26 protein-coding genes are annotated in these 24914 nt (G+C 73.2%); 12 read left to right on the top strand and 14 right to left on the bottom strand.

The genetic code is table 11. The annotated features are described in order from the left end of the window. Window positions 1-178 precede the first annotated feature (178 nt). Together EAD89_RS19740 and EAD89_RS19735 are read left to right on the top strand one after the other, a co-directional pair. Window positions 179-1183: an EamA family transporter gene (locus EAD89_RS19740; RefSeq protein WP_233578834.1), complete on the top strand. Its 1005-nt coding sequence runs from the start codon at window positions 179-181 to the stop codon at window positions 1181-1183. A gap of 10 nt (window positions 1184-1193) precedes the next feature. Continuing rightward, window positions 1194-1841, top strand: coding sequence for a prepilin peptidase (locus EAD89_RS19735; protein ID WP_121676768.1), 648 nt, complete (start codon window positions 1194-1196; stop codon window positions 1839-1841). Window positions 1842-2596: 755 nt separating this feature from the next. Here EAD89_RS19735 and EAD89_RS19730 read toward each other — a convergent pair. The 5 genes from EAD89_RS19730 to EAD89_RS19710 all read right to left on the bottom strand — a co-directional run bounded on the left by EAD89_RS19730 (window position 2597) and on the right by EAD89_RS19710 (window position 9290). Then, entirely contained in the window at window positions 2597-5788 is a 3192-nt protein-coding gene (locus EAD89_RS19730) for a UvrD-helicase domain-containing protein (protein ID WP_121676767.1), read from the bottom strand. 61 nt (window positions 5789-5849) lie between these two features. Beyond that, entirely contained in the window at window positions 5850-7094 is a 1245-nt protein-coding gene (locus EAD89_RS19725; RefSeq protein ID WP_121676766.1) for a metallophosphoesterase, read from the bottom strand. A 13-nt stretch (window positions 7095-7107) separates the two neighbouring features. Next, window positions 7108-7362, bottom strand: coding sequence for a MoaD/ThiS family protein (locus EAD89_RS19720; protein ID WP_121676765.1), 255 nt, complete (start codon window positions 7360-7362; stop codon window positions 7108-7110). A 3-nt stretch (window positions 7363-7365) separates the two neighbouring features. After that, window positions 7366-8379: a GTP 3',8-cyclase MoaA gene (gene moaA, locus EAD89_RS19715; protein ID WP_121676764.1), complete on the bottom strand. Its 1014-nt coding sequence runs from the start codon at window positions 8377-8379 to the stop codon at window positions 7366-7368. Further along, a complete protein-coding gene (locus EAD89_RS19710) occupies window positions 8376-9290 on the bottom strand; it encodes a fructosamine kinase family protein (RefSeq protein WP_121676771.1) in 915 nt (304 codons plus the stop codon). The genes moaA and EAD89_RS19710 overlap by 4 nt, the downstream gene beginning before the upstream one ends. 194 nt (window positions 9291-9484) lie before the next feature. Here EAD89_RS19710 and EAD89_RS19705 point away from each other — a divergent pair, with 194 nt between their 5' ends. Beyond that, window positions 9485-10531 carry a DUF4192 domain-containing protein gene (locus tag EAD89_RS19705; protein ID WP_121676770.1) on the top strand — a complete coding sequence of 349 codons (1047 nt, stop codon included), beginning with the start codon at window positions 9485-9487 and terminating at the stop codon, window positions 10529-10531. A 106-nt stretch (window positions 10532-10637) separates the two neighbouring features. Next, on the top strand, window positions 10638-11345 hold the full coding sequence (locus tag EAD89_RS19700; RefSeq protein ID WP_121656388.1) for a GAP family protein: 708 nt from the start codon (window positions 10638-10640) through the stop codon (window positions 11343-11345). A gap of 10 nt (window positions 11346-11355) precedes the next feature. Here EAD89_RS19700 and fdhD read toward each other — a convergent pair whose 3' ends face one another. Further along, on the bottom strand, window positions 11356-12222 hold the full coding sequence (gene fdhD / locus EAD89_RS19695) for a formate dehydrogenase accessory sulfurtransferase FdhD (protein ID WP_121676769.1): 867 nt from the start codon (window positions 12220-12222) through the stop codon (window positions 11356-11358). A 102-nt stretch (window positions 12223-12324) separates the two neighbouring features. Here fdhD and EAD89_RS19690 point away from each other — a divergent pair, with 102 nt between their 5' ends. The 3 genes from EAD89_RS19690 (at window position 12325) to EAD89_RS19680 (ending at window position 14544) form a co-directional block, all read left to right on the top strand. Then, on the top strand, window positions 12325-13002 hold the full coding sequence (locus tag EAD89_RS19690; protein ID WP_121676763.1) for a molybdenum cofactor guanylyltransferase: 678 nt from the start codon (window positions 12325-12327) through the stop codon (window positions 13000-13002). Further along, window positions 12999-13265 (top strand): DUF6457 domain-containing protein, encoded by a 267-nt coding sequence (locus EAD89_RS19685; RefSeq protein WP_121656389.1) that lies wholly within the window; start codon window positions 12999-13001, stop codon window positions 13263-13265. Before EAD89_RS19690 ends, EAD89_RS19685 begins: the two co-directional genes overlap by 4 nt. Window positions 13266-13437: 172 nt before the next feature. Then, window positions 13438-14544 carry a hypothetical protein gene (locus EAD89_RS19680; protein ID WP_121656384.1) on the top strand — a complete coding sequence of 369 codons (1107 nt, stop codon included), beginning with the start codon at window positions 13438-13440 and terminating at the stop codon, window positions 14542-14544. A gap of 8 nt (window positions 14545-14552) precedes the next feature. Here the strand turns inward: EAD89_RS19680 and EAD89_RS19675 are convergent, their stop codons facing one another. Together EAD89_RS19675 and EAD89_RS19670 are read right to left on the bottom strand one after the other, a co-directional pair. Continuing rightward, on the bottom strand, window positions 14553-15509 hold the full coding sequence (locus tag EAD89_RS19675) for a zinc-binding dehydrogenase (RefSeq protein ID WP_121676762.1): 957 nt from the start codon (window positions 15507-15509) through the stop codon (window positions 14553-14555). A gap of 271 nt (window positions 15510-15780) precedes the next feature. Continuing rightward, window positions 15781-16239 (bottom strand): Lrp/AsnC family transcriptional regulator, encoded by a 459-nt coding sequence (locus EAD89_RS19670; protein WP_074315467.1) that lies wholly within the window; start codon window positions 16237-16239, stop codon window positions 15781-15783. Window positions 16240-16298: 59 nt separating this feature from the next. Here EAD89_RS19670 and ddaH point away from each other — a divergent pair, with 59 nt between their 5' ends. Then, the gene (ddaH, locus tag EAD89_RS19665) at window positions 16299-17132 is read left to right on the top strand and encodes a dimethylargininase (protein ID WP_368666372.1); all 834 of its coding nucleotides are present in this window, start codon (window positions 16299-16301) and stop codon (window positions 17130-17132) included. Window positions 17133-17208: 76 nt separating this feature from the next. Here the strand turns inward: ddaH and EAD89_RS19660 are convergent, their stop codons facing one another. Both EAD89_RS19660 and EAD89_RS19655 read right to left on the bottom strand, forming a co-directional pair. Continuing rightward, complete coding sequence (locus EAD89_RS19660) at window positions 17209-18396, bottom strand: ABC transporter substrate-binding protein (RefSeq protein ID WP_121656735.1); 1188 nt, start codon at window positions 18394-18396, stop codon at window positions 17209-17211. An 80-nt stretch (window positions 18397-18476) separates the two neighbouring features. After that, window positions 18477-19274: a S9 family peptidase gene (locus EAD89_RS19655; protein ID WP_121656734.1), complete on the bottom strand. Its 798-nt coding sequence runs from the start codon at window positions 19272-19274 to the stop codon at window positions 18477-18479. An 84-nt stretch (window positions 19275-19358) separates the two neighbouring features. Here EAD89_RS19655 and EAD89_RS19650 point away from each other — a divergent pair, with 84 nt between their 5' ends. Next, complete coding sequence (locus EAD89_RS19650; protein ID WP_121656733.1) at window positions 19359-19961, top strand: bacterial proteasome activator family protein; 603 nt, start codon at window positions 19359-19361, stop codon at window positions 19959-19961. A 16-nt stretch (window positions 19962-19977) separates the two neighbouring features. Here EAD89_RS19650 and EAD89_RS19645 read toward each other — a convergent pair whose 3' ends face one another. From EAD89_RS19645 to EAD89_RS19635, 3 genes are all read right to left on the bottom strand, one after another. Beyond that, window positions 19978-20790, bottom strand: a complete 813-nt coding sequence (locus EAD89_RS19645; RefSeq protein WP_121676760.1) for an HAD family hydrolase — start codon at window positions 20788-20790, stop codon at window positions 19978-19980. After that, the gene (locus EAD89_RS19640) at window positions 20790-21611 is read right to left on the bottom strand and encodes an HAD-IIB family hydrolase (RefSeq protein ID WP_121656731.1); all 822 of its coding nucleotides are present in this window, start codon (window positions 21609-21611) and stop codon (window positions 20790-20792) included. Before EAD89_RS19640 ends, EAD89_RS19645 begins: the two co-directional genes overlap by 1 nt. A gap of 211 nt (window positions 21612-21822) precedes the next feature. Further along, entirely contained in the window at window positions 21823-22566 is a 744-nt protein-coding gene (locus EAD89_RS19635; RefSeq protein WP_121676759.1) for a hypothetical protein, read from the bottom strand. Between the two features lie 131 nt (window positions 22567-22697). On the opposite strand from EAD89_RS19635, the gene EAD89_RS19630 reads away from it, so the two are divergent. From EAD89_RS19630 to EAD89_RS19620, 3 genes are all read left to right on the top strand, one after another. Then, on the top strand, window positions 22698-23129 hold the full coding sequence (locus tag EAD89_RS19630; RefSeq protein WP_121656729.1) for an OsmC family protein: 432 nt from the start codon (window positions 22698-22700) through the stop codon (window positions 23127-23129). A 150-nt stretch (window positions 23130-23279) separates the two neighbouring features. Then, window positions 23280-23627 carry a metallopeptidase family protein gene (locus EAD89_RS19625; protein ID WP_199723567.1) on the top strand — a complete coding sequence of 116 codons (348 nt, stop codon included), beginning with the start codon at window positions 23280-23282 and terminating at the stop codon, window positions 23625-23627. A gap of 114 nt (window positions 23628-23741) precedes the next feature. Continuing rightward, window positions 23742-24464 carry an AIM24 family protein gene (locus tag EAD89_RS19620; RefSeq protein WP_121656728.1) on the top strand — a complete coding sequence of 241 codons (723 nt, stop codon included), beginning with the start codon at window positions 23742-23744 and terminating at the stop codon, window positions 24462-24464. 48 nt (window positions 24465-24512) lie between these two features. Here EAD89_RS19620 and EAD89_RS19615 read toward each other — a convergent pair. Then, the coding region (locus EAD89_RS19615; protein ID WP_121676758.1) for an ACT domain-containing protein at window positions 24513-24914 on the bottom strand (402 nt) is incomplete at its 5' end.

The raw sequence follows: 24914 nt of genomic DNA, 5'->3' as shown, positions 1-24914 counted from the left end.
GGTAGGGCTGCTGGGGCGGCCGTCCGGGCGTCTCGTCAGGTCGTTGCCCACGCCACGGTCCCGGGACGCCGCCACCCGGTGGTCCGTAGTTCGTCATGCCGCCCTCCTGCACAAGTGGTGAGAGGCCGGCCACCAATGCGCGACGCCGACTCCGTGGTCACCGTAGCGTGGTCCACCGATGAGCTCACCTCCACCGAGTGCCGCGGCCCTGGCTGGTCGCCGCGCCGGCACCGCGCCGACCCTGATCTGGACCGCGTTGATCGTGGTCTACCTGCTCTGGGGCTCCACCTATCTGGGCATCCGGATCGCAGTGGAGACGCTGCCTCCGTTGACGTCGGCCGTTCTGCGGTTCGCCGTCGCCGGTGCGGTGCTGGCGGCGGTGTTGCGCCTGCGCCGAGGGCCGGGCGCGCTGCGGGTGGATCGCCGACAGCTCGGCTCCGCCGCGCTGGTCGGGGTGCTCCTGCTCGCCGGCGGTAACGGTCTGGTGGTGCTCGCCGAGTCCGGGCCGCCCGGGGTGGCGGTGCCGTCCGGGATCGCCGCGCTGCTGGTGGCGACCGTGCCGTTGCTCGTGGTGCTGCTGCGCTCCGCCACCGGGGACCGGCCTCCGGTCTGGACGTTCGCCGGGGTCACCCTCGGCTTCGTCGGTCTGGTCCTGCTGGTGCTGCCCGCCGGCAGCGCGGACGCGGTGCCGCTGGTCGGGGCGTTGACGGTGGTGGCGGCGGCCACCTCCTGGTCGGTCGGATCGTTCCTGTCCGGGCGGATCCGGATGCCCGCCGACCCGTTCGTCGCCACGGTGTACGAGATGCTGGCCGGCGCGCTGGCGCTGGCCGTCGTCGCCGCCGGGCGGGGCGAGCTACGCGACTTCCACCCGGCCGAGGTCAGTACCCGATCCTGGCTGGCGTTGGGCTACCTCATGGTCGCCGGCTCGCTGGTGGCCTTTACCGCGTACGTCTGGCTGCTGCACAACGCGCCGATCTCGCTGGTCTCGACGTACGCCTACGTCAACCCGGCGGTCGCGGTGGCGCTCGGCGCGTTGCTGGTGGCCGAGCCGATCACTCCACAGGTGCTGCTCGGCGGAGCGGTCATCGTCGCCGGGGTGGCACTGGTGGTGAGCACCGAACGCCCCCGTCGGCCGAGCGCGGGATCGCGCTCCGGGACCGTGCTGGAGGGCGACCGGCGGTAATCTCCGGCGCATGTCGGCCGTGGCGCTGGTGTCAGTGGCGTTGCTCGGCGTGCTGGTCGGCTTCGCCGTTCCTCCGTTGGCCGGGCGCTTCGCCACTCGACCGGCGCACTTCCCGGCACCACCCCGGCCCCGCCGGTGGGTGTGGCTCAGCCCGGCGGTGACCGGCGTGGTGTTCGTCGGGCTGGCCGTGGCACTGGGTGACGACCCGGCGTTGCCGGTCTTCCTCGCGGTGGCGTCGGTGGGGCTCGTGCTGGCCGTGGTCGACCTGGCCTGTCTACGGCTGCCCGACCCGCTGGTCCTGGCCGCGGCCCTGCTCGCCCTCGGTGGCCTGTCCGGTGCGGCGCTGCTGGCCGGCGTCCCCGGTCGGCTGCCTGGCGCGCTGGCCGGCGCCGCGGTCGCCGGCGGTACGCACGTGCTGCTGGCCCTGTTGCCCGGCTCCCGGTTGGGCTTCGGGGACGTGAAGCTCGTCGCCGTCCTCGGTCTGCCGCTCGGCTGGCTGGGCCGGGACGCCCTGCTGGCCGGGTTGCTCCTGCCGCACCTGCTGCACGGCGGCGTCGTGCTCGGCCTGCTCGCGACACGGCGGGTACGCCGGGACACCCTGCTCCCACTCGGCCCGGCCCTGCTCGCGGGCTCCTGGCTCGCCGTGCTCCTCGCCTGATCCGGCCCACCTTGGCGACCCACTGGCCCACAGCCAGTCGTCCGCTGATCCGCCACCCAGCAGCGCCGCCGCCGCTGCCGCTGCCGCCCGCCGCTGCCGCCGCAGCTGCCGCCCGGCGGTCCGCCTGCCCGCCTGCCTGTCCGCCCGCTGCTGCCCCGCCGCTGAACGATCGTCGACCGTCGCCAGGCCGCTTCGAGCTGCTGATCTCACTCAGTGTGATGCCGTCAGCGGTATTCGCCCTGAAGAGCCTGATACCTCAGAGTCATAAATATGACTCTGAGGTATCAGGCTCATCGGACCGACCGCCTGGCCGCGGCCGGCGGGTGTCGCCGGACTTACCGCGTGGCCGCCCCGGACGCAACGCGTTGGCGCCCGGAGGGAACGCACGGCCGCGGCAGACGGCCCGTCGCCGGACGGACCGCCTGGCCCGCGTCCGGCGGATCGTCCCCGGACTCACCGCCTGGTCGTGCCGGACTCACTGTGGCCGTGCCGGACTCACGCCGCCCCGGACGGAACGCGTGGCCGCGTCGGGCGGATCAGCTGGCGACGCCGGGTGGATCGCCGCGGGACGGGGCCGGGCTGGGCTTCAGCGCCCGTCGCGAACGGTTCGGTGGCCGCGCGCCACTGTAGCTGCGCGTCGTCGCCGCGTCGCCGGATGACCGGCCGCTAATGGGGTCGGTGCGGCTACAGGGCGCGGCGGGCCGGACGACCCGCCTGCGTTCTGACCGCCAGTGCTCACGACGGAGCGGAGAGGGTCAGATGAGGCGGAGCTGGCGGTCCTTCGGTCGGCGCGGCTCGGTCTCGCCGAACCGCTCGAACAGCCCCGGGTCGATCGCGCCGAGGAATGGCGACGGTGCGCAGTCGCGCTCCACGCCGTGGCGGGTACGGCGGGCGGCGTGCGTGACGTACAGCCGGTCCTGAGCCCGGGTCAGGCCGACGAAGAAGAGCCGCCGCTCCTCGGCGACCGCATCCTCGTCGGGTGTCGAGCCCGGCCAGCGCAGCGGCAGCAGCCCGTCCTCGGCGCCGACCAGGAAGACCACCGGGAACTCGAGGCCCTTCGCGGCGTGCAGCGTGAGCAGGGTGACCGCCTCCGCACGCGGGTCGAGCGCGTCCACCTCCGCGCCGGTGGCCAGCTGCGACAGGAACGTCTCCAGGTCGTCGCCGCAGCGTCGCGCCAGCGGGGTCAGCAGATCCACCGCCGATCGGACGTCCTCGGGACGGCCCACGGCGGCGCCGTCCAGGGTGGGCACGGCGAACCGCTCCGCGACCACCTGACCGGCCAGCCGCACCCGGGCGGCGAGCGAGCCGGCCAGACCGTCGGCGTGCCGCAGCTCGCGGGCGATGGCCGCCACCCCGGGCCGGTCCCGCAGCCGGTCGTGGGAACGCTTCTGTACCGGAATGTTGGCCCGAGTCAGAGCGTCCACGATCGGTGCGGCCTGCGCGTCGGTGCGGTACAGCACCGCGATGTCGGAGAACGACAGCGAAGTGGACCGACCGTCGATCCGACCCGAGTCCAGCGACCGGTGGGACAGCCCGCCGACCAACTCGTCCACCGTACGAACCACGAAGTCGGCTTCTTCCGCGACGGAGGCCGCGGGGTAGCGACCGACCAGCGGCGCCTCCGGATCGAGCCGGGCCGGGTCCAGGCGACGGCCCCGGACCAGCGAGGACGGAGCGATGGCCTGCACGGCGGCCGCCAGGATGGGTGCGGACGAGCGGTAGTTGCGGTTGAGCCGGACCAGCCGGGCGTCGGTGAAATCCTGGGAGAAGCGCAGGAAGTAGCCGACGTCGGCACCCCGGAAGGAGTAGATCGCCTGGTCCGGGTCGCCGATCGCGCAGAGGTTACCGTCGGCCGGGCTGAGCAAACGCAGCAGTTCGTACTGCACCGCGTCGACGTCCTGATACTCGTCGACGAAGATCCACCGCCAGCGATCCCGGTACCGCCCGACCAGCTCCCGGTCGGTCCGCAGCAGCTCCACCGGCAGGCTGACCAGCTCGTCCAGATCGACCAGGCCCTGCTTGCGCAGCAGCGCGGTGTAGCTGGCCTGGTCATCGCCGGCCTCCGACCGGGCCGCCGCCCGCTCGGCGTCGTCGGCGATCCGGAAGTCCACCGGCAGGCCGGCCGCGTCGGCGTTCTCCCGCAGGATCGTCAGCCCCAGCGCGTGGAAGGTGCCCACGGTGACGTCCTCGGCGACCGGGCCGAGCAGGCTGTCGAGGCGGTGCCGCAGCTCCTCGGCGGCCCTGCGGGTGAAGGTGATGGCCAGGCAGTGCTCGGGAAAGACGTTCAGCTCCGCGCAGAGGTACGCGATCCGGTGCGTCAGCGTCCGCGTCTTGCCGGTGCCCGGGCCGGCCACGATCAGCAGCGGGCCGCCGGGCGCGGACGCGGCCACCCGTTGCATCGCGTCCAACCGGTCCAGCAGGCCGGTGCCGACCTCCTCCATGCCCGCGAGCATCGGCTCGAACGGCTCGTGCGGTGACGGCGGCGAGGCGATCGGTGGGGCGGGTGGTGGGGCCGTCTTGCGCTTCGGCTCCGCCTTCGCCGCCGCGGGACGCTTGGCTGCCGCCCGAGCTGCCGGCTCCGTCGGCTTCCGCTGCGCCGGCACCGGTACGTCGAACAGCGTCTCCTGCGCCGCGCCCGCGCTGGCGCCCAGCTCCGCCGGGTCGAAGAGAGTGATCACGCCGTACTCGCCGTCGTAGCCCGGCACCCGGCGCACGTCGCCGCGCCGCAGCCGCCCGATGCCCTCTGCGAGCAGTTCGCCGCCAGCCTGCGCGATGTCGGTCAGCGGCGTCGTGGTCAGGATCTCCAGCTCGGGGCCGAGCGCGGCGAGCAACTCGTTGAGCCGCCCCTCGACCTTCTTCGACCGGGCGCCCACCTTGTTGATCTCGCCGAGGATCTCGGCCAGTGGCACCAGGTGGGTGACCTCCCGGGCATGCGCCGGCCGGTGCCCCGCGGCACGGTCAGCCAGCTCCTCGATGCGGCTGAGGACGCCCACGGTGAGTGGCTTTCCGCACTCGGGGCAGCGTCCGTCCGCGGCCCGGGTCCGCTCGGGAGACCAGTTGATCCCACACAGCCGGTGCCCGTCCGCGTGGTACTTGCCCTCCTCCGGGAAGAACTCGATGGTGCCGGCCAGGCCGTCGCCGGTCCGCAGCGCCTCCCGGACGGCGAAGTAGTTCCGCTCGGCGGTCAGCACGGTCGCCTCCCGGCCCAGCGCCGGCGGGGAGTGCGCGTCCGAGTTGGACACCAGTTGGTAGCGGTCCAGGCTGCCGACCCGCCAGTTCATCGCCGGGTCGGAGGAGAGGCCGGTCTCCACGGCGAAGATGTGCTCGGCCAGGTCGGCGTAACAGTCGGCGATCGCGTCGAAGCCGGACTTCGAGCCCAGCGCGGAGAACCACGGCGTCCAGATGTGCGCCGGAACGAGATAGCCGTCCGGGCTCGCCTCCAGGGTGATCTCCAGCAGGTCGCGGGAGTCCAGGCCGAGGATCGGCCGGCCGTCGGAGCCGAGGTTGCCGATCCGGCCGAGCGCGGCGTTGAACCGGGCCACCGCGTCCAGGTCCGGCAGGTAGATCAGGTGGTGCACCTTGCGGGTCCGGTCGTCCCGCTTGTAGATCGTGGAGATCTCCACGCTCAGCATGAAGCGGACCGGGTCCGCCTCCGCCGTGCCGGCGAGCCGGGGCGGCAGCCGGCGGGCGATGTCCCGCTCCGCCTCCGGGTCGAGGCGGTAGAGCCCCGGTTCGGCCGGGCGCAGCGTCTCGACCAGGTGGTCGTACCAGGCGGGGTGGGTGAAGTCTCCGGTGCCGAGCAGGGCGATGCCCTTACGCCGCGCCCACCAGGCGAGGTTCGGCAGGGTCAGGTCCCGGCTGCACGCGCGCGAGTACTTCGAGTGGATGTGCAGGTCCGCGACGAATGGCGGGAGGCCACCGGGGGGTACGGCGCTGAACGGGGGCACGCCGCATCCTGTCACGCGCGCCGCGCCGGCCGCCTGCCGCCACGCGCGGACGTGACGTCCGCTATGCCGAGCGCAGCTCGACCAGGGTGATCTGCGGTTCGGCCCCGACCCGGACCGGTGGACCCCAGAAACCGGCGCCGTTGGTCACGTAGACCTTGGTGCCGTCGACCTCGCCGAGCCCACTGACCACCGGCTGCTCGAGGCGGACCGCCAGGTTGAACGGCACTATCTGCCCGCCGTGGGTGTGCCCGGACAGTTGCAGGTCGACGCCGTACCGGGCCGCCTCCTTCGCCGCCACCGGCTGGTGCGCGAGCAGGACCACCGGTCGGTTCGGGTCGCGGTCACCGAGGGCGGCGGCGAAGTCCGGCCCGGCGGCCAGGCCGGTGCCCGTACCCGAGAGGTCGTTCACACCGGCCAGGTCGAGTACGCCGCCCCGGGCCTGGATCTCCTGCCGCTGGTTCTGCAGCACCCGCAGGCCCAGCCGGTCCACCTCCTGGACCCACTCCTCCACCCCTGAGTAGTACTCGTGGTTGCCGGTGACGAAGAAGCTGCCGTACCGGGAGCGCAGGTCGCGCAGCGGCGCGGCGGCCGACCCCAGTTCGGCGACCGAGCCGTCGACCAGGTCGCCGACGACCGCGACCAGGTCCGCGTCGAGGCGGTTGATCGCGGCGACGATGCGCTCGGTGTGCGCCCGGCCGCGCAGCGGCCCGAGGTGGATGTCGGAGACGGTGGCGATGCGCAGGCCGTCCATGCTGCGGGGGAGCTTGCCGAGCGGGATCTGCACCCGGTCCAGCTGCGGCGGGCCGAGCGCGGTGCGGACTCCGTACCCCGTGATGCCGGCGGCGGTGAGGCCGGCGAAGATGGCTGCCCCGCGGGCCAGCAGCAGCCGGCGTGCCGGGTCGTGGTCGGGCGTCCGGACCGCGTTGGCGGCCGGCGGATCGGTCGGCCCGGCGGCGCCGACCAACACCGGCTCGGGTGCGGCGGCGGTCGGCTCGACGGCGGTGACGCGGCGGCGCAGCACCAGCCGGGTGACCAGCATCGGCACTTCCAGCACGGCGAGCAGGACCAGCAGGTAGAACATCAGCGCGAGCCAGAGGTAGCCCGGCCAGGCGAGCCAGTAGAGCCCGGCCTGGGTGCCGGCGAGGGTGAGCGGCACGAGCAGAGCCAACACCAGGGCCGCGATCCCACCGACCCGCCGCCAGCGGCCCGGCGCGGTGGTGTCCTTGATCAGCCGCTTCCACAGGTAGAGGTGGATTAGGCCGATGACCAGCGCCAGGACGGCCACGAACCCCATAACCGCCAACATCTGTGCGCCTCCCTCAGCCACCCGCGAACGGGGGCAGGACATCGATCGTGGCCCCGCCGGGCAGGGGTGCCTGACGATCATGACAGGTGATGCCGTTTACGAGGAAACTCGCCACGCGCAACACGGAGGCCAGTCGGTCGCCGTGCCGCTGGGCCAGCTCGACGGTCAGCTCGTCGAGTGACCGGCCGGCGGCGGTGACCTCCTCGGAACGCCCGGCGGCGGCGCGCGCGCCGGCGAAGTAGCGGATGGTCAGCGGCGTCGGGTCCACGGCTCAGCCTCCGATCGCGGACATCGGCCGGGTCGGCTGGAGGAAGGTGGGGTCGTCGATGCCGTGCCCGGCGCGCTTTCCCCACATCGCGGTGCGCCAGCGCCGGGCCAGGTCGTCGTCGTCCGCGCCGGCGCGCAGCGCGGCGCGCAGGTCGGACTCCTCCGTGGCGAAGAGGCAGGCGCGGACCTGGCCGTCGGCGGTGAGCCGGGTGCGGTCGCAGTCGCCGCAGAAGGGGCGGGTGACGCTGGCGATCACGCCGACCCGGGCCGGGCCGCCGTCGACCAGCCAGGTCTCCGCGGGCGCCGCGCCGCGTTCGGCCGGGTCGGGGCTGAGGACGAAGCGGGTACGCAGGGAGGCGAGGATCTCCTCGGCGGTGACCATCGTGCTGCGGTCCCAGCCGTGCTGGGCGTCCAGTGGCATCTGCTCGATGATCCGCAGCTGGTAGTCGTGGTCGACAGCGAAGCGCAGCAGCGCCGGCGCCTCGTCCTCGTTGACGCCGCGCATCAACACGGAATTGATCTTCACGGGGTTGAGACCGGCGGCGGCGGCTCCGGCGAGCCCGGCGAGCACCGCGTCCAGCCGGGCACGGCGGGTGAGCTGGGCGAACCGGTCCGGGTCCAGGGTGTCCAAAGAGACGTTCACCCGGTCGAGGCCGGCCGTGCGCAGCGCCGGGGCGAGCCGGTCCAGGCCGATGCCGTTGGTGGTGAGCGAGATCCGCGGGCGGGGCTCCAGCGCGGCGACCGCGGCCACGATGCCGACCAGTCCGGGTCGGATCAGTGGCTCGCCGCCGGTGAACCGCACCTCGGTCACGCCGAGCCGCTCGACGGCCACCCGGACCAACCGGACGATCTCCGCGTCGGTGAGCAGCTCGGGACCGGCCAGCCAGGGCAGCCCCTCGGCGGGCATGCAGTAGGTGCACCGCAGGTTGCACTTGTCGGTGAGGGACACGCGCAGGTCCCGGGCGACCCGGCCGAACCGGTCGACGAGGACGCCGTCGGTCCGCGGGGCGACGCTCACCTGTCGACCGTAGCGCGCTCGGGCCGGGCCAGGGCGGCACGGGCGCTCTGGACGACCGCATCTCGGTATCCACTGCCGAACAGTGCGGTGTGCACCAGCAGCAGGTGCAGTTGGTGCAGCGGCACGCGGTCCCGCCATCCGTCGGGAAGCGGCCAGCTCTCCCGATAGGCGGCCAGGACCCGGTCGAGGTGCGGGATGCCGCCGAAGAGCGCGAGCTGGGCGAGATCGGTCTCCCGGTGACCGCCGTGCGCCGCCGGGTCGACCAGCCAGGCGCGGTCGTCGGCGCCCCAGAGCACGTTGCCCGGCCACAGGTCGCCGTGGATGCGGGCCGGCGGCTCCTCCCCGCCGAACTCGCCGATCCGACCGATCACCTGCTCGACCAGCGCGGCGTCGTCGCCGCTCAGTGCGCCGACGTCGACCGATCGCCGTAGGTAGGGAGCGAGTCGCCGCTGAGCGAACCACGTCGACCAGGGGCCGTCGTCGGGGGTGTTGTCCTGCCCGAGCGCCCCGATGAAACCGGGCCAGGTCGCACCGAAGGCGGGCGCGCCGGCCCGGTGGAGGTCGGCCAACTCCCGGCCGAAGCGCTCGGCCGCCTCCGGCGTCGGCTCGCCGGGCTCCACCCAGTCGAGCGCCAGCAGGTCGGGCAGCGCCACGATCACCTCGGGTACGGCGACCGCGCCGGCCTCGCGCAGCCAGCGCAACCCGGCCGCCTCGGCGGCGAAGAAGCCCTCCGGCACCGGCCGGTCGGCCCGCTCGGGCCAGGACTTGGCGAAGACCGAGTGGCCGTCGTCCAGGGTGAGCCGGGCGGCTGCGCAGATGTCACCACCGGCGACCGGCGTCTCCCTGATCCGCTGATGGGTCCGGAAAGTCGGCAGGTGTGCCGGGTGCGCGCGCAGATACGCCAGGTCCATCAGCGCACCGTAACCGCTCCCCACGACACAACGGCACCACCCGGACACATCAGGTCCGCCACCGCCGCCAACGGTTCCTCTCCAGCACCTGGCGATGCGCTTCGACCAGGAACAACACGGGGAGTGACTGTGGATGAGCCGCGTGTCGTCCACAGGGGCGGCGAAGCCGGGTGAGCCCGACGCAGGCTCCCGGCATGACCTCGACCGACCGCCCCCGGCTCGCCGTCCGCTCACCCGCCGACCTGCTCGCCGCCGTGCCGTACCTGCTCGGCTTCCACCCCGCCGACAGCGTGGTAGCGGTGGCGCTGCGTGGCCGGCGGATCATCTTCGCCGCCCGTGCCGACCTGCCCGATCCGTCGACCGATCCGGTCGAGCGGGCCCGGCACCTGGCCGGGGTGATCCATCGTCAGGGCGCGGAGGCCGCGACCGTGATCGGCTACGGGCCGCCCGACCGGGTGACGCCGAGCGTGGACGCGGTTCGCGCCGCCCTGACCGGGGCCGGGTTGGAGGTGCTGGACGCGTTGCGGGTGACCGACGGCCGGTGGTGGTCCTATCTCTGCGCCGAGGCCGACTGCTGCCCGCCCGAGGGCCGGCGCTACGACCCGGCGGCCAACCAGGTGACCGCCTCGGCCGTCTTCGCAGGGCAGGTCGCGCTTCCCGACCGGGCCGCACTCGTGGCGCAGGTGGCGCCGGTGGACGGCCCTGCCCGGGACGCGCTGCGCGCGGCCACCGTCCGGGCCGAGCGACGACTGGCCGAGCTGGTCGAGCGGGCGCCCGAGAGCGACCTGCTCGGCGGTCGGACGCTGCGCTCCGCCGGGGTGGCGGCGGTCCGCGAGGCGCAGCGCCGGCAACGGCGCGGCGAACGGCTCGACGACGACGAGGTGGCCTGGTTGAGCCTCCTGCTGACGCACCTGCCGATCCGCGACCACGCCTGGGAACGCACCGACGGTCGGGACCGCGACATCGCTCTCTGGACCGACGTGCTGCGCCGGGCCGGGTCGGAGTTGACCGCCGCGCCGGGCGCGTTGCTGGCGTTCGCCGCCTGGCGGGCGGGGCAGGGGGCGCTGGCGGCGGTCGCGCTGGAGCGCACGCTGAGCCTGCACCCCGACTACTCGCTCGCCCTGCTCCTGGACGACCTGCTCCGGCGCGGCGTGCCCCCGTCCGAGTTGGATGGCTGGCCGTCGGTCGGTCTGACCGGCGTGGTCCGCCCCCGCAGGAGGCGTCGACGTGGCCGCCGCTGACCGGTGTGGTCCGAACGATGTACGCGGTTCTCCTGTCTGGGGCCGACTCGACACCGCAGGCATCGCCGGACAATGGTCAGGTGCCCCTACTCCACAAATGCAGCACGTGAGCGTCGGACTGCTGCTGTCGCTCGTGGGCCTGGCCCTGATCGACAGCACGAGCATCGGCACCCTCTTCATCCCGGTCTGGTTGCTGCTCGCGCCCGGGACGGTCAACGCCCGGCGGATCCTCGTCTACCTCGGCACGATCGCCGTCTTCTACTTCGCCGTCGGGCTGCTGCTCGCCCTGGGCGGCAGCCGGCTGGCCGACGTGCTCGGCGGGGCGATGGACAACCGGCCGGTGCTCTGGGCGCAGCTCGTCCTCGGGGTCGGGCTGTTCGCGCTCAGCTTCCGGTACGACGGCAAACGGCGCCCGCGTGGCGGCGGTGTGCTGCGTTGGCGGGACCGGGTCACCGCCGGCGACTCCTCGGCGCGATGGCTGGTGGGGCTGGCGCTGCTCGCCGCGCTCGCGGAGGTGGCGACGATGCTGCCGTACCTCGGCGCGGTCGGTCTGCTGACCACCTCGGGGCTCGGCGCGGCGCAGATCGTGGGGTTGCTCGCCGGCTACTGCCTGGTCATGGTGCTGCCGGCGGTGCTGCTGCTGGTGGCTCGGGTGGCGTGGCCGAGTCTGGTCGAGCCGGTGCTGGTCCGGCTCAACGCCTGGATCGTGCGGCACTCCGGCGGCATGCTCGGCTGGATCCTCGGCATCGCGGGCTTCCTGCTGGCCCGTGACGCCGCGATCCGGCTGGAGCTGTTCGACCTGCTCAACCGCTGAATGGCCCGGGTCAGGCCGGCTGCTCCACGGTGATCCGGTGCGGGCCGGCGTAGACGTTCATGGTCCGTCCGCGCAGGAAGCCGACGAGCGTCATCCCCGCCTCGTCGGCCAGTTCGGCGGCGAGGGTGCTCGGCGCGGAGACGGCGGCCAGCAGTGGCAACCCGGCCATCCATGCCTTCTGGGTCAGTTCGAAGCTGGCGCGGCCGGAGACCAGCAGCAGGTGCCCGGCCAGCGGCAGCCGTCGTTCCCGCACCGCCCAGCCGATCACCTTGTCGACGGCGTTGTGTCGGCCCACGTCCTCCCGGAGCGCCACCAGCTCTCCGTCGGGCGTGAACAGCCCCGCCGCGTGGAGGCCACCGGTCCGGTCGAAGCCGCGCTGGCCGGCGCGCAGCCGGTCGGGCAGTTCGGCGAGCAGGGCGGCCGGCACGGTGAGCGGGTCCGCCGCGACGGGGAACAGCGAGCGGGTGCGGACGGCGTCGATGCTGGCCTTGCCGCAGACCCCGCAGGAGCTGGTCGTGTAGAAGTTCCGGGACGGGTCGGTGGTCGGTTCCGGCACCCCGGGGGCGAGCACCACGTCCACCACGTTGTACGTGTTGGGCGTCTCCGCGCCGGCGCAGAGCTGCGCGGTGCGCACGTCGTCGGTCGAGCGGATCAGACCCTCGGTCAGCAGGAACCCGATGGCCAGGTCGAGGTCGTCCCCGGGGGTGCGCATGGTGACCGCGAGCGGCCGCCGCCGGCCGGGACCGGCAGCGCCGACGCGAATCTCCAGCGGCTCCTCGACCGCCAGATTGTCCGGTCGCCGGACGGACCCGCGCCCGTCGGCCGCCGCGTCCAGGTCGATCCGGAGTACGCCCCGTCGGTCAGTCGCCCGTCCCATCCCGCCATCCTGCACCCCGCGCCGGTACGCCCGCACGACCACCGGGCATCGGGCAGGCGGCACCGGGCGCCGACCGGGTGTCGGCGCGGCTACCGTGGCCGGATGGGGACGTACGCCGCCGTGGTGCTCGCTGGTGGTGCCGCCCGGCGCATGGGCGGGGTGGACAAGCCCGCGCTGCCGGTCGGCGGCCGGCCGATGCGGGACCGGGTGCTGGCCGCCGTCGCCGATGCGACGCCGCGGGTGCTGGTCGGTCCCCCCGGCATCGTGCCGGACGGGGTGCTGGTCATTCGGGAGGATCCGCCCGGTGGCGGGCCGGTCGCCGCGACGGCGGCCGGGCTGGCGCTGCTCGACCCGGACACGGCCCTCGTGGCGCTGCTCGCCGCCGACCTGCCGCTGCTCACCCGGTCCGCGATCGGCGACCTGCTGACCCAGCTCACCCTTGAGGGCGTCGGTGCCGTCCCGGCCGGCGGCGGCGCTCCTCCCGCACCGCCGGCCCGCATGGGCGTCGCCGGCAGCGAGCAGCGGCCCGACGGGGCGTGCTTCGTCGACGCGGATGGGCGGCGGCAGTCGCTCTGCGGGGTGTGGCGGGTCGCCGCGCTGCGTGCCGGGCTGGACCGGCTGGCGGCCGAGCGGGGCGGGAGCCTCGCGGGGGCTCCGGTCCGGGCGCTGCTGGCCGGCCTCGTCGTGCGGGAGGTGCCCTGGTCCGGTGACGGCGCGCCGCCCTGGTTCGACTGCGACACTGACGAGGACGTACGCCGGGCGGAGGAGTGGGCGCGATGACCGTGATGGACGACTGGGTGACCGCGGCCTGTGCCGAGCTGGATCTCGGCACGGCGAAGGTGCCCGTGCCGGTGGTGCTGGACCTGGCCCGCGACGTCGCCCACCAGGTGCTGCGACCGGGCGCGCCGATCACCGCGTACCTGCTCGGGCTGGCGGTGGGCCGGGGCGCCGACCCGGCGGACGCCGCTGCCCGGCTCAGCGCCCTCGCGGCCACCTGGCCGGTCGAACTGGGCGCCGATCCCGCCGATCCGTCGGCGGTCTGACCGCCGGGCCACCAGCGGGGCTGGGGCGGCTGAGCGTCCGGACCAGGCTGCCTTCGCACGGATGAGAACCGCCGCGGCTCCGCGCCGGGCCGTGCGGCTGTCCGATCACGGTCCGGGCTGATTCTATGCCCGGACGGCGTGGGTAGGGTGATCGTGACGGACGGAGGCGATCATGACGGCTGACCACCCCTCGGCGCCGAACAATGAGCTGCCCGGCGGTACGGCCGGGCCGGCGGAGTCGATCCTGCTCGACGAGCCGAGCACCACGGACCTGCGGGCCAAGGTGACGGAGGCGTGGCAGGAGTTCGCCCGTGCGCTCGCCGTCCGGCTGCGGGAGTTGCCCGCCGACGCGCATCTTGAGCTGACCCTGGATCCCACCGCTTCCGGGACCGGGGACGCCGTCTACTCGATCAGCGTCGACGTGGACGGCGACGGCCGGCTCTCCGCCCGGGCGGTCGGCAACGCCGCCCTGCCGGCGGGCTACCGGCTGGATCGCGCGGCGGTGGCGGACATGGTCGCGCTCGGCTGGTCGCCGCCCGGGGTGGTGGCGGGCTCCGGCGGTTCCTTCGGGTTGGACGGCACGACAGCGGAGGCGACCCGGATCGCGGCGCTGCTCTCCCGGACACTGCGCGACGTCTACGGCGCCCCGCACCCGGCGTTCCTCGTCTACGTCGTGCAGGACGCCGAGGGCGAGCCGCTGACCGTGGAGCCGTTGGGCACCGCGCGAAGCGAGTTCGGCCCGGACGCCGACGTCGAGGGCGACCTGGAGGAGGCACTGGCCGAGGCGGCCGCCGCGCAGGCCGAACGGAACGATGTGCTCGACCTGGCGGATCGGGTCCGCACCGTGGTCTCCACGATGCTGAAGTCCGACACCGACCGGTTGCAGGTCGACTCGGACGGCGACATCAACATCCGGGCCGGTTCGGCGATGGTCTTCGTCCGGGTGCGGGACAACCCGCCCCTGGTGGACGTCTTCTCCCCGGTGCTCACCGAGGTGGAGCCGACCGAGCGGCTCTACGTCAAGCTCTCCGAGCTGACCAACAGGATGCCGATCGGCCGCCTCTACTGCGCCGACGACACGGTCTGGGCGTCCATCCCGGTCTTCGGCCGCAACTTCCAGGCCACCCACCTGATGCTGGCGGTGCAGGTGATGACCGGGCTCGCCGACGAGCTGGACGACCGGCTGCACGGCGAGTTCGGCGGCAAGCGGTTCTTCGGCGAGGGTGACAAGCCGGTACGGCGCGACGAGTCCGAGCACCGCACCGGCATGTACCTCTGAGCGCGGTTTCAGGAGACGTCCAACAGGGTCTTGCCGACCGTCGAGCGGGCCTCGATGGCGGCGTGCGCGTCGGCGGCGCGCTCCAGCGGGAAGCGCTGCCCGATCAGGGGCCGCAGCCGGCCGGCCGCCGCCTCCGCCAGCGCCCGTTCGGTGTACGCGCGCAGCCGCGCGGGCGGCACGTCCGGGCGGACCAGCGTGACCCTCCGTGCGGTGGCGGCCTCCGCGGACACCGGTGACCACTCGCCGCTGGCCAGCCCGAAGCTGACCATGCGCCCACCGGGGGCCAGCAGCTCGAACGCCGTTCGGGCGACCGACCCGCCGACCCCGTCGAGGACCACATCGACCCCGCCGACCGCGTCCCGGACGCGGTCTGCCCAGCCCGGCACGAGGTAGTCGACCGCCAGATCGGCGCCCAGCCCGGGCAGCAGGCCCACCTTGTGTGGCCCGCCGGCGACGCCGATCACCCGCGCACCGGCCTGGCCGGCGAGTTGCACCAGCAGGCTGCCCACCCCGCCCGCCGCGGCCTCCACCAGCACCCGGTCGCCGGGGCGGACGCCGACCGCCTCGATCAGCATCGTGGCGGTGCGTCCGTCGGCCAGCAGCGCGACCGCCGCGTCCAGCGGCAGCCCGGCCGGGACCTCGATCGGCGCGGACGCGTCCACCGCCGCGCGTTCGGCGTATCCGCCGGAGCCGCCGGTGGCGCTGACCACCCGCCGCCCGGTCAGCCCGGGGTCGACGTCCGGCCCGACGGCGGCGATCACCCCGCCGACGCCGTTGCCGGGGATCAGCGGTGGGGTGACCCGGAACGCCCCGGGACGACCGGAGCGCTGCTGCGTCTCGACGAAGGTGATGTTGGCGTGCGCGACGTCGATGAGCACCTGGCCGGGGCCGGGCACCGGGTCGGGAGCCGGGCCGGGCACGAGCACCTCGGGCCCGCCGAATTCACGTAACCAGATCGCCCGCATGAAACCCCCTCGGCCAGGGTGGGCGTCGTGCCCACGCTCCGCCGCCAGTTCACCTGCTGAACCGGGCTTGAGGTCAAGGGCGGGTGGGGCCCGGAAACCCCGAGAACCGGGCCCCACCCGCCGGGGAGGGAGGGTCATGCTGCGGTGGCCCGGCCGTCGGGCAGGGACCAACGCTGTTGGACGCGGGCCGGGCCGCTCCGGTTCCCATCGGACGTCCGGTTCCGGATCCGGTCCGACCCGGACCACCGTGCGGCGGACCGGACGGATCCGGTCAGCGGGTGGAGGGGCCGACGCCGGGGGACTCGACCAGCCGGGAGAGCACGATGGTGCTGCGGGTGGAGGTCACGAAGGACTCGGCGCGTAGCCGCTCCAGCGCCGCCTCCAGGTGGGCGATGTCGGCGGCGCGCAGATGCACCAGCGCGTCCGCCTCGCCGGAGACGGTGTACGCGCCGACCACCTCCGGGTGCCGGCGGGCCGCCACGCCGATCTGCGCCGGGGTGGTCCGGCCGGCGCAGAACAGCTCGACGAACGCCTCGGTGGTCCAGCCGACGGCCGCTGGGTCAACCACCGCGGTGAATCCCCTGATCACGCCGGTGGCGCGCAGTCGGTCGACCCGGCGCTTGACCGCCGGGGCGGAGAGTGACACCCGGGTGCCGATGTCGGCGTACGACGCGCGGGCGTCGGCGACGAGCAACGCAATGATCCGCTGGTCTACCGCGTCTATCTGCAACGTTCCGCCTCTGGGAAGCAATGGTTGTGGCTGTTACCAAAGTTCAACGGTACCTACTCTTGGTGACCGTGAACCAGCAGCGAGTCTCGCGAAAGCGGACATATCTCATGTGCTCGCCCGAGCACTTCGCGGTGGAGTACGCGATCAATCCGTGGATGGACGTGACCACCCCGGTCGACCGGGAACTGGCCGTCAAGCAGTGGGACCGGCTGCGCGAGACGTTGGTCGGCCTCGGCCACCAGGTGCACCTGCTGACCCCGGAGCGTGGCCTGCCCGACATGGTGTACGCCGCCAACGGCGGCTTCGTGGTGGACGGCAGCGTCTACGGCGCGCGGTTCAAGCACGAGCAGCGGGCCGCCGAGGCCGCCCTGCACCATGCCTTCTACGAGTCGCAGGGCTGGCGGTTCATCGCCCCGAGCGAAACCAACGAGGGCGAGGGTGACTTCGCGTACGTGCCGGAGGCGCACGGCGGGCTCATCCTGGCGGGGCACGGCTTCCGCACCGAGATCCCGGCGCACGCCGAGGCGCAGGAGGCGCTGGGCCGGCCGGTGGTGTCGCTGCGCCTGATCGACCCGCGCTTCTACCACCTGGACGTGGCGCTCGCCGCCATCGACGACTCGAACGTCGTGTACTTCCCCGGCGCGTTCTCCGCCGCCAGCCAGCGGGTGCTCACCCAGCTCTTCCCGGACGCGGTGATCGCCGACGACGAGGACGCGATGGCCTTCGGGCTCAACCTGGTCAGCGACGGCGCGAACGTGGTGCTCAACAGCGAGGCCACCCGGCTGGCCGGCAAGCTCAAGGCCGCCGGTTACAACCCGGTCCCGGTCGAGCTGGCCGAGCTGAAGAAGGGCGGTGGCAGCGTGAAGTGCTGCATCGGGGAGTTGCGGCACTGACCGGAACACCGCCGCGTACGACCAGGGCCGGCCTCCCTCTCGGGAGACCGGCCCTGACGTTCGCTCCTGCTGGCGCTCAGCCCAGCGTGGCCAGCTCGTTGATCAGCACGTTCGACATGACCTGACCGTCGCGCTGCACCTCGCGCAGGTACCACTTCTGCTGCGGCGTACGCGGCTGGTTGAACTGCCAGATGCCGCGCGGGCTGTCGATCTGGCCGATCTTGCCCAGCGCCAGGTTGACCTGCTGGGGGTTGGGGGACCCGCCGGTCAGCTGGATCGCCTGGTCGAGCACCTGCGCCGCGTCGTACGACGCCATGGCGTAGGTGGTGGGCGTGACCTGGTACTTCTTGCGGTACGCCGAGGCGAAGACCCGGTTGGACGTGTTGTTCAGGTCGGCCGAGTAGTTCAGCGCGGTCTGGATGCCGAGCGCGTCGCGGTCCATGCTCTCCAGCACGGTGCCCTCGGTGAGGAAGCCGGGTGCGTACACCGGCCCGGAGAACTGGTCACGCAGCTGCTTGATGAACTCCACCGCCGCCGCGCCGGCGTAGAAGCAGACGACTGCGGTCGGCTTCTTGTTCAGCGCCTTGCGGATGTCCGCGACGTACGTGTTCTTGCCGGGGTTCGAGGTGGGGTTGGTGTTGGTCACCGGGTCGGCGATCCGCGGGTCACTGGCGCCGAACTCCTGCCGGAAGCCCCGCACCACGTCCGGGCTGCCGACGTTCTCCGGCATGATCATGGCGATGCGACCGTTCGACGGCAGCTGGTCGCGCAGGTAGCGGCCCAGCGCCCGGCCGGCCTCGTCCAGCACGTAGGACGTCCGCCAGATGTAGAAGACGCTCTGCAGGCTGCTCGGTGAGGCGTTGGAGCCGATCAGCGGGACCCGGGCCTGCTCCACGGTGTCCCGGATGCCGACCATCACCGACGAGTTGACCACCCCGGTGAGCGCCAGCACACCCTTCTTGAGCAGGTCTTCGACGGCTGCCTTGCCGGTCTTGGCGGTGTCACCCTCGTCGGCGGTCAGCAGCTCCACCGGGTGCCCGCCCAACCGCTGGTTGTGCAGGTCGAGGAAGAGCTGGAAACCGTTGGTGATGTCGTCACCGATGCTCTTGAAGCCGCCGGCCTGCGGCGTGATCAGGCCGATCTTGATTGGCCCCCGGTCGGCGGTCGCCTGATCGTCGGTGTCGGAGCCGCACGCGGCGGCGAATCCGGTCGTACCGAGCGCGGCCAACAGTTGGAGCGCCCGCCTGCGATTCATCTGCGACACCGAGTTCCTTCCCAGGAGCGTTGCAGGGCAGAACACCGCCCCTCCGGCGTTCTACCTGCTCCGCGACGCTGCGTCAATGGTTAGTGATCATCGTGCAAGGACCGCAACATAACGAGGACCCGGGGCCAGGTGGGGGACTCCGGGTCGATCAGCCCGAAATGCTCGCATCCGGGCAGCTCAACAAGGGAAATATCGGATCCTGCGGCACGCGCCGCCGCGACGAAGTCCCGGCTCATCGACACCGGTACCTGCTGGTCGGCCGAGCCATGCATCACTACTGTGCGTGTCTGGGTCGGCACCAATGATCGTGGATCGGCCGCCGCGTAGCGGTCCGGGAACTGCGCCGGGCCGCCGCCGAGCAGCGCCGCCACCGCGCCCGAGTCCAGATCCTGCCGGTACGCCTCGGCCAGGTCGGCCACCGGGGCCAGGGCGAGCACACCACCCACCGTCGCGGGCGCGGTGGCCGCCGCGTACAACGCCAGGTGGCCACCGGCGGAGTGACCGATCAGGATCGGGGCGGCCTCGGTGACCCGGCCGGGCAGCGCCTCGGCGGCCAGCCGGGGCAGCTCGGCGACTCCGGTCAGCACGTCGGTCATGGTCCCCGGCCAGCCGCCGCCCGGCTGCCCGGTACGCCGGTACTCCAGCTGCGCGACCGGGTGGCCGGCCGCGGCGAGCGCGGCGGCCAGCGGCCCGGTGTGCCGCCGGTCGTACTCGGCCCGCCAGAAGCCACCGTGCACCACGACCACCAGCGGGCGTGCGGGGCCGGCACCGGCCGGCTGCCGGAGGTCGGCCACCTGGTCGGGGTGCTCGCCGTATGCCACCGTCCGGTCGGGCTCCGGAGCGGGCCGGGTCAGCACAGCGCGCGGGTCGGCAGACATGGCGCGACGGTAGCGCGCCCCGCCCGGGTGGTTCGGGCCCGGGAGTCGGTCCCGAGCGGCATGGGTTGCGCCCACTGGGTAAAGATGGACCCCATGACCGAAGCGCACTCCGCCGCACAGAACGACGAGCCCGACCGCGACGATTCCGGCCACCCCGGCACCGTGGTGGTGGTCGGCCCGGACGGCCGGCCGATCGGCACGGTCCAGACCGAGGAGGGGCAGAGCGAGGACCCCACCCGCCTGGTCGAGCAGCCGGCCAAGGTGATGCGGATCGGCAGCATGATCAAGCAGTTGCTGGAGGAGGTCAAGGCCGCCCCTCTGGACGACGCCAGCCGCAACCGGATGCGCGAGATCCACCAGCGGTCCATCGTCGAACTCAAGGACGGCCTCGCCCCCGAGCTGCGCGACGAGTTGGAGCGGATCTCCCTGCCCTTCACGGAGGACAAGGCCCCCAGCGAGAGCGAGCTGCGCATCGCGCACGCTCAGCTCGTCGGCTGGCTGGAGGGCCTGTTCCACGGCATCCAGGCGGCCCTGGTCGCCCAGCAGATGGCCGCCCGGGTCCAGCTGGAGCAGATGCGTTCCGGCCGGCAGGCGCTGCCCAGCGGTCCCGGGGGGATCGTGCCCGGGATGCCGGGCATCGGCCAGCCGACCGGTGGCGAGGGGCACAACACCGGCCAGTACCTCTGACCGGGCCCCGGGCCGGTCAGTCCACCCCGAAGATCTTCTCCAGGTACGCCGCCACGCCGTCCTCGGAGTTCGCCGTGGTCACCTCGTCGGCGACCGCCAGGACGGCGCGGTGTGCGTTGGCGACCGCCACGCCCCGACCGGCCCAGGTCAGCATCGGCACGTCGTTGGGCATGTCGCCGAAGGCCAGCACGTCCGCCGCCGCCACGCCGAGCCGGTCGCAGTACCAGTCGAGCCCGGCCGCCTTGGTCACTCCCGCCGCGGAGATCTCCACCAGCCCCGAGTTCGACGAGTGCGTCGCCTCGGCCAGCCCGGCCACCGCCGCCGCGACCAGGTCGGCGAAGACGTCCGGGTCCCGCTCGCCGGCCCGCACGAGCAGCTTCACCGCCGGAACGGACAGCAGCTCCTCCGGCGTCCGTACCGGGCGAATCGCCTCGTGGTCGGCGTCCCACCGCAGCGGGTACGTCTCCTCGTGGCGCATCTCCCGGCTGTCCAGGATCTCCACGGCGAAAGCGATGTCGGGCACCTCGGCACGCAGCCGCTCGGCCACCTCGGCCAGGTGCTGTGGGGCGAGCGGGTCGGCGCGCAGCACCTCGTCGCGTACCGGGTCGTAGACCACGGCGCCGTTGGCGCAGACCGCCGGCAGCGGCTCGGCCAGCTGCTCGTACACCATCTTGAGCCAGCGGACCGGGCGGCCGGTGACCAGCACGACCGGCGTGCCCTGGGCGACGATCCGGGCCAGCACGCCGGCGGTGCGGGCGCTGACCGTGTGGTCGTCGCGGATCAGCGTGCCGTCGATGTCGGTGGCGATCAGTCGGGGTGTTTCTCGCATCACCGGGACAGTAGCCGGTCCAGATACATCGCCACCCCGTCGTCGTCGTTGCGCAGGGTCACCTCGTCGGCGGCGGCACGGACGGCGGGGTGCGCGTTGGCCACCGCCACCCGGGCCCAGCCGGCCCACTCGAACATCGGCAGGTCGTTGGGCATGTCACCGAAGACCAGCACGTCGGCGGGGTCGACCCCGAGGGTCTGCGCGACCACGGTCAGCCCCGTCGCCTTGTCCACCCCGGGCGGGCAGATCTCGATGAACCCGAGCCCGGCCTGGGTGAGTGTGGCGACCTGCGGCGGGATGATCCGGCGGGCCACGGCCAGCAGTTCGTCCACGTGGTGGTCGGCGGTCCGGGCGAAGGCCTTGATCACGTCGCAGGAGAGGCACTCCGCGCGGGTCCGCGCCTCGAACCTGTCCTGGTAGGGCCAGCTCGCGTGGTAGTCGCCCCAGAGCGGGGCGTCGTGCTCGTCGGAGGCCTCGACCATGACGGTCAGCGGGCCGACCTCGGCCTCCAGGTCGGCGAGCAGTCGGGCCAGCACCTCGCCGGCCAGTCGCTCGTCGCGGAGGACCACGGGACCGGTCGGGTCGCTCTGGTCGACCACCCACCCGCCGCCGGCCATCACCAGGAAGTCGGCGGCCCGGATGTCGTTGCGGGTCAGTTCGGTCAACCGGGGCCCGCGTCCGGTCGCGCCGACCACCGGAATGCCGGCGGCCCGCACCCGGTCGAGCACCCCGTGGGTGTACGCGGAGACGGTGTCGTCGCTGCGAACCAGCGTGCCGTCAAGGTCGGTCGCGATCAGCTTGGGCAGTCCCGGGCGGGTCATCGTTCCTCCTTCGCCCGCCGCCGTCGCAGCCTGCCGTGCGGTACTGGTGCCGCGACCCGGCGTGACGGCGGGCAGCAACCGTACCTCGCGGAACAGGTCCCAACCATGGCTTCCAGGCGAATCGGACGCCAACGCGCGGCGCACCGTCGGTGTCCGGGAATCGCAGGTCAGACGGTACGAGCAGAGCGTCCGACCGCGCTCCCGGCGCGGCTCAGGCCGGGGGCTCCGGGCGGGCGAACGGGACGGCCGGGGCGACGGTCAGGTCGGCCGGCGCGGGCAGGCCGTCCTCGTCGGCAGGATCGTGATCGCGGCGGCGGCGCCAGCCTCGACCCGGCGCCCCGTCGTCGGGGCGGTCGTCCGCCGCCAGCTCCGTGCGCGGACCCGAGGAGGCGGTCGAAGCCAGGCGCAGAGCCGCGCCGAGGAGCACGCAGGCGACGAACGCCATCACGAGGCCGCGACCGTACTCGACCCGGAAACCGTCCTGCGGTGAGTAGAAGTAGGTCCGTTGGCCGCTGTCGTTGAGCGTCGCCGTCGCGGCGATCAGCAGCGCCAGCAGGGCTCCGGCGAGGGTGAGCCCAACCAGCCGGGCGTTCTGCCGGACGGCGGCCGTGCCCCGCAGCGCCAGTGCCACGGCGCAGACCAGGCCGAGCAGGCCGACCAGGTAGCCGACCCCGAAGCCGCCGATGTCAGAGACCCCGGCGGGCACGTCGATCGCGCTGGTCCCGGCGGGGCCGCTGTTCGGCAGGGTCATCACCAGCCACTCGCCGACCAGCGAGGCGACCCCGGCCACCGCGCCGAGCCCGGCGAGCAGCAGAGGCAGCCGGGGGTCCCGGGTGAAGCCGGCCAGGGACCGACCGAACCGGCGCGGCGGGATCGGATCGTCGCCACCCCACTCGATCACGGCCGGGCCGTCGGACCGGTCACCCTGCCGGGGGATTGGCAGCTCCTCGGACATCGGCCATCCTTCCGCCGGTCACGGGCCTGCGTCGAATCATGGCACAGTCGGCGGGTGGTGACCGGGATCGCAGGGCCGGCTTCGGTGCCGGTCGGTCGCTCGGCGGTCGCCTTTCCGCTAGCGTTCTGGTCATGCCTATCCGTACCGCTTCCGCACAATGGCAGGGCAATCTCACCGAGGGTTCGGGCACCGTCCGCACCGGTAAGGGCGGCCTGTCGGGCACCTACTCCTTCAAGTCGCGCTTCGAGGAGGGCGAGGGCACCAACCCCGAGGAGCTGATCGCCGCCGCACACTCCGGCTGCTTCTCGATGGCGTTCTCGAAGGCTCTCGCCGACGCCGGCTCGACGCCCACCTCGGTCGAGACCACCGCCAAGGTCCACCTGGACAAGACCGACGCCGGGATGACCGTGACCCGGATCGACCTGGAGACCGTCGGCCAGGTGCCGGGCATCGACGACGCGGAGTTCCAGAAGCTCGCCGAGGCCGCCAAGGCCAACTGCCCGATCTCCCGACTGCTCTCGCCGGGCGCCGAGATCACCCTCACCGCCCGCCTGGCCTCCTGAGCCGGCCGATCCGCACGCCGCACGTTCACGGACAGGGTCTCCGCCCGCTAGCGGGCGGCCGCTCTCTCCGTGAACGCGCGGACCCCGGCCCGGGCCGCTCATCGTGACCCGTCGCTCCGCACGGGGTCGGGCAGAATGGGTGGGGTGCCGGTGGAGATGACTCGCGAACGCTTCGAGGAGCTGGTCGGCGACGCCCTCGACGAGGTGCCCGAGGAACTGCTCGGCCTGATGAGCAACGTGGTGATCCTGGTCGAGGACGACCCGCCGCCGGACGAACCCGACCTGCTGGGCCTCTACGAGGGGCACGCGCTCACCGACCGGGGCTGGGACTACTCGGGCGTGCTGCCGGACCGGATCTTCATCTACCGCCGCCCGATCCTGCGGATCTGTGACAACGACGAGGACGTCGTCGACGAGGTGGCGGTGACCGTGGTGCACGAGATCGCCCATCACTTCGGCATCGACGACGCGCGGCTGCACGCGCTGGGCTGGGGCTGACCCCGGCCGGTCGCCGCCGGACCGACCCGCCGCGCCGCTCGGCCGATGGCCCGCGGTTGCCCTGGTCGCCTACCGTCGGTGCAGCGACCGCGACCTTTTCAGGAGGCACCTTTCATGCGCAGCGAGCTGTTCTCCACGGAGAATCTGGAGAAGGAGTCCGCACAGCCCGGCATGCGGCTGCAAAACTCCAAGATGTTGAAGATCGAGCTCAACGGCGAGGCGATGGCCCGGGTCGGGTCGATGGTCGCCTACCAGGGGCAGGTGCAGTTCCAGGCGCTGGGCTCGGGCGGGCTCGGCAAGTTCCTCAAGCAGAAGCTCACCGGCGAGGGTGTCCCGCTGATGAAGGTCTCCGGCCGCGGTGACGTCTTCCTCGCCGAACTGGCCAAGGATGTGCACATCATCGACCTGGAGCCCGGCGACGCCCTCTCCATCAACGGCTCCAGCGTGCTCGCCTTCGACTCCACCCTCCAGTACGACATCCGGATGGTCGGCGGCGCCGGGATGGCCTCCTCGTCCGGCCTGTTCAACTGCGTGTTCAGCGGGCACGGCCGGATCGCCATCACCACCCGAGGCACCCCGGTGGTGCTGAACGTGGACGCCCCGACGTACGTCGACCCGCAGGCCGCGGTCTGCTGGTCGGCCAACCTCCAGACCGGCTACCACCGGGCCGAGCAGCTCGGCCTCGGCACGCTCCTCGGGCGACGCACCGGCGAGTCCTTCACGATGAGCTTCGCCGGCCAGGGCTTCGTGGTTGTCCAGCCCTCCGAGGAGCCGCCGATCATGGGCAGCGGCCAGCAGCAGCAGGAGGGTGGCCTGCTCGGCGGTCTCCTGAGCTGATCACGCCGGTGCCGGCGCCCCCGATCCCGGGACGCGCCGGCACCCCGGTCAGCTCAGCTCGCCGCTGCGCAGCCGGGCCAGCCAGGCCGCCGCGTCGGCGTAGTCGACGTCGGAGAGGCCGGCCGGCGCCGGCACCGGCCGCTCACCCGCCGACTCGGCCCAGCGGTGCCGGGGGTACGAGCCCAGGAAACGGACGTCGGCGCAGACCCGGCGCAGGCCCTGCAACGCCTCGCCCAGCCGCACGTCGGCGACGTGCCCCGTGCAGTCCAGGAAGAAGACGTACCGGCCCAGCGCCTCGCCCGTCGGGCGGGACTCGATCCGGGTCAGGTTGACCCCCCGGACGGCGAGCTCCATCAGCACCGACAACAGCGCGCCGACCCGGTCGTGGGCGATGTAGACCGCGAGCGAGGTGAGGTCGTCGCCGGTCGGCGGCGACGACCTCACCTCGCT

It is taken from the genome of Micromonospora sp. BL4 (genome assembly GCF_003667505.1).
GTDB lineage: Bacteria > Actinomycetota > Actinomycetes > Mycobacteriales > Micromonosporaceae > Micromonospora.
Note: the sequence above shows the minus strand (reverse complement) of the source record. Positions and strands in the feature narration are given on the sequence as shown.

What these genes read in the sequence shown, in the direction of transcription:
- EAD89_RS19740 (WP_233578834.1), top strand. Translation starts at nt 179, where the DNA reads ATGAGCTCACCTCCACCGAGTGCCGCGGCCCTGGCTGGTCGCCGCGCC.
- EAD89_RS19735 (WP_121676768.1), top strand. Translation starts at nt 1,194, where the DNA reads ATGTCGGCCGTGGCGCTGGTGTCAGTGGCGTTGCTCGGCGTGCTGGTC.
- EAD89_RS19725 (WP_121676766.1), bottom strand. Translation starts at nt 7,094, where the DNA reads ATGTTGGCGGTTATGGGGTTCGTGGCCGTCCTGGCGCTGGTCATCGGC.
- EAD89_RS19710 (WP_121676771.1), bottom strand. Translation starts at nt 9,290, where the DNA reads ATGGACCTGGCGTATCTGCGCGCGCACCCGGCACACCTGCCGACTTTC.
- EAD89_RS19705 (WP_121676770.1), top strand. Translation starts at nt 9,485, where the DNA reads ATGACCTCGACCGACCGCCCCCGGCTCGCCGTCCGCTCACCCGCCGAC.
- fdhD (WP_121676769.1), bottom strand. Translation starts at nt 12,222, where the DNA reads ATGGGACGGGCGACTGACCGACGGGGCGTACTCCGGATCGACCTGGAC.
- EAD89_RS19690 (WP_121676763.1), top strand. Translation starts at nt 12,325, where the DNA reads ATGGGGACGTACGCCGCCGTGGTGCTCGCTGGTGGTGCCGCCCGGCGC.
- EAD89_RS19685 (WP_121656389.1), top strand. Translation starts at nt 12,999, where the DNA reads ATGACCGTGATGGACGACTGGGTGACCGCGGCCTGTGCCGAGCTGGAT.
- EAD89_RS19680 (WP_121656384.1), top strand. Translation starts at nt 13,438, where the DNA reads ATGACGGCTGACCACCCCTCGGCGCCGAACAATGAGCTGCCCGGCGGT.
- EAD89_RS19675 (WP_121676762.1), bottom strand. Translation starts at nt 15,509, where the DNA reads ATGCGGGCGATCTGGTTACGTGAATTCGGCGGGCCCGAGGTGCTCGTG.
- EAD89_RS19655 (WP_121656734.1), bottom strand. Translation starts at nt 19,274, where the DNA reads ATGTCTGCCGACCCGCGCGCTGTGCTGACCCGGCCCGCTCCGGAGCCC.
- EAD89_RS19650 (WP_121656733.1), top strand. Translation starts at nt 19,359, where the DNA reads ATGGACCCCATGACCGAAGCGCACTCCGCCGCACAGAACGACGAGCCC.
- EAD89_RS19645 (WP_121676760.1), bottom strand. Translation starts at nt 20,790, where the DNA reads ATGCGAGAAACACCCCGACTGATCGCCACCGACATCGACGGCACGCTG.
- EAD89_RS19640 (WP_121656731.1), bottom strand. Translation starts at nt 21,611, where the DNA reads ATGACCCGCCCGGGACTGCCCAAGCTGATCGCGACCGACCTTGACGGC.
- EAD89_RS19635 (WP_121676759.1), bottom strand. Translation starts at nt 22,566, where the DNA reads ATGTCCGAGGAGCTGCCAATCCCCCGGCAGGGTGACCGGTCCGACGGC.
- EAD89_RS19630 (WP_121656729.1), top strand. Translation starts at nt 22,698, where the DNA reads ATGCCTATCCGTACCGCTTCCGCACAATGGCAGGGCAATCTCACCGAG.
- EAD89_RS19620 (WP_121656728.1), top strand. Translation starts at nt 23,742, where the DNA reads ATGCGCAGCGAGCTGTTCTCCACGGAGAATCTGGAGAAGGAGTCCGCA.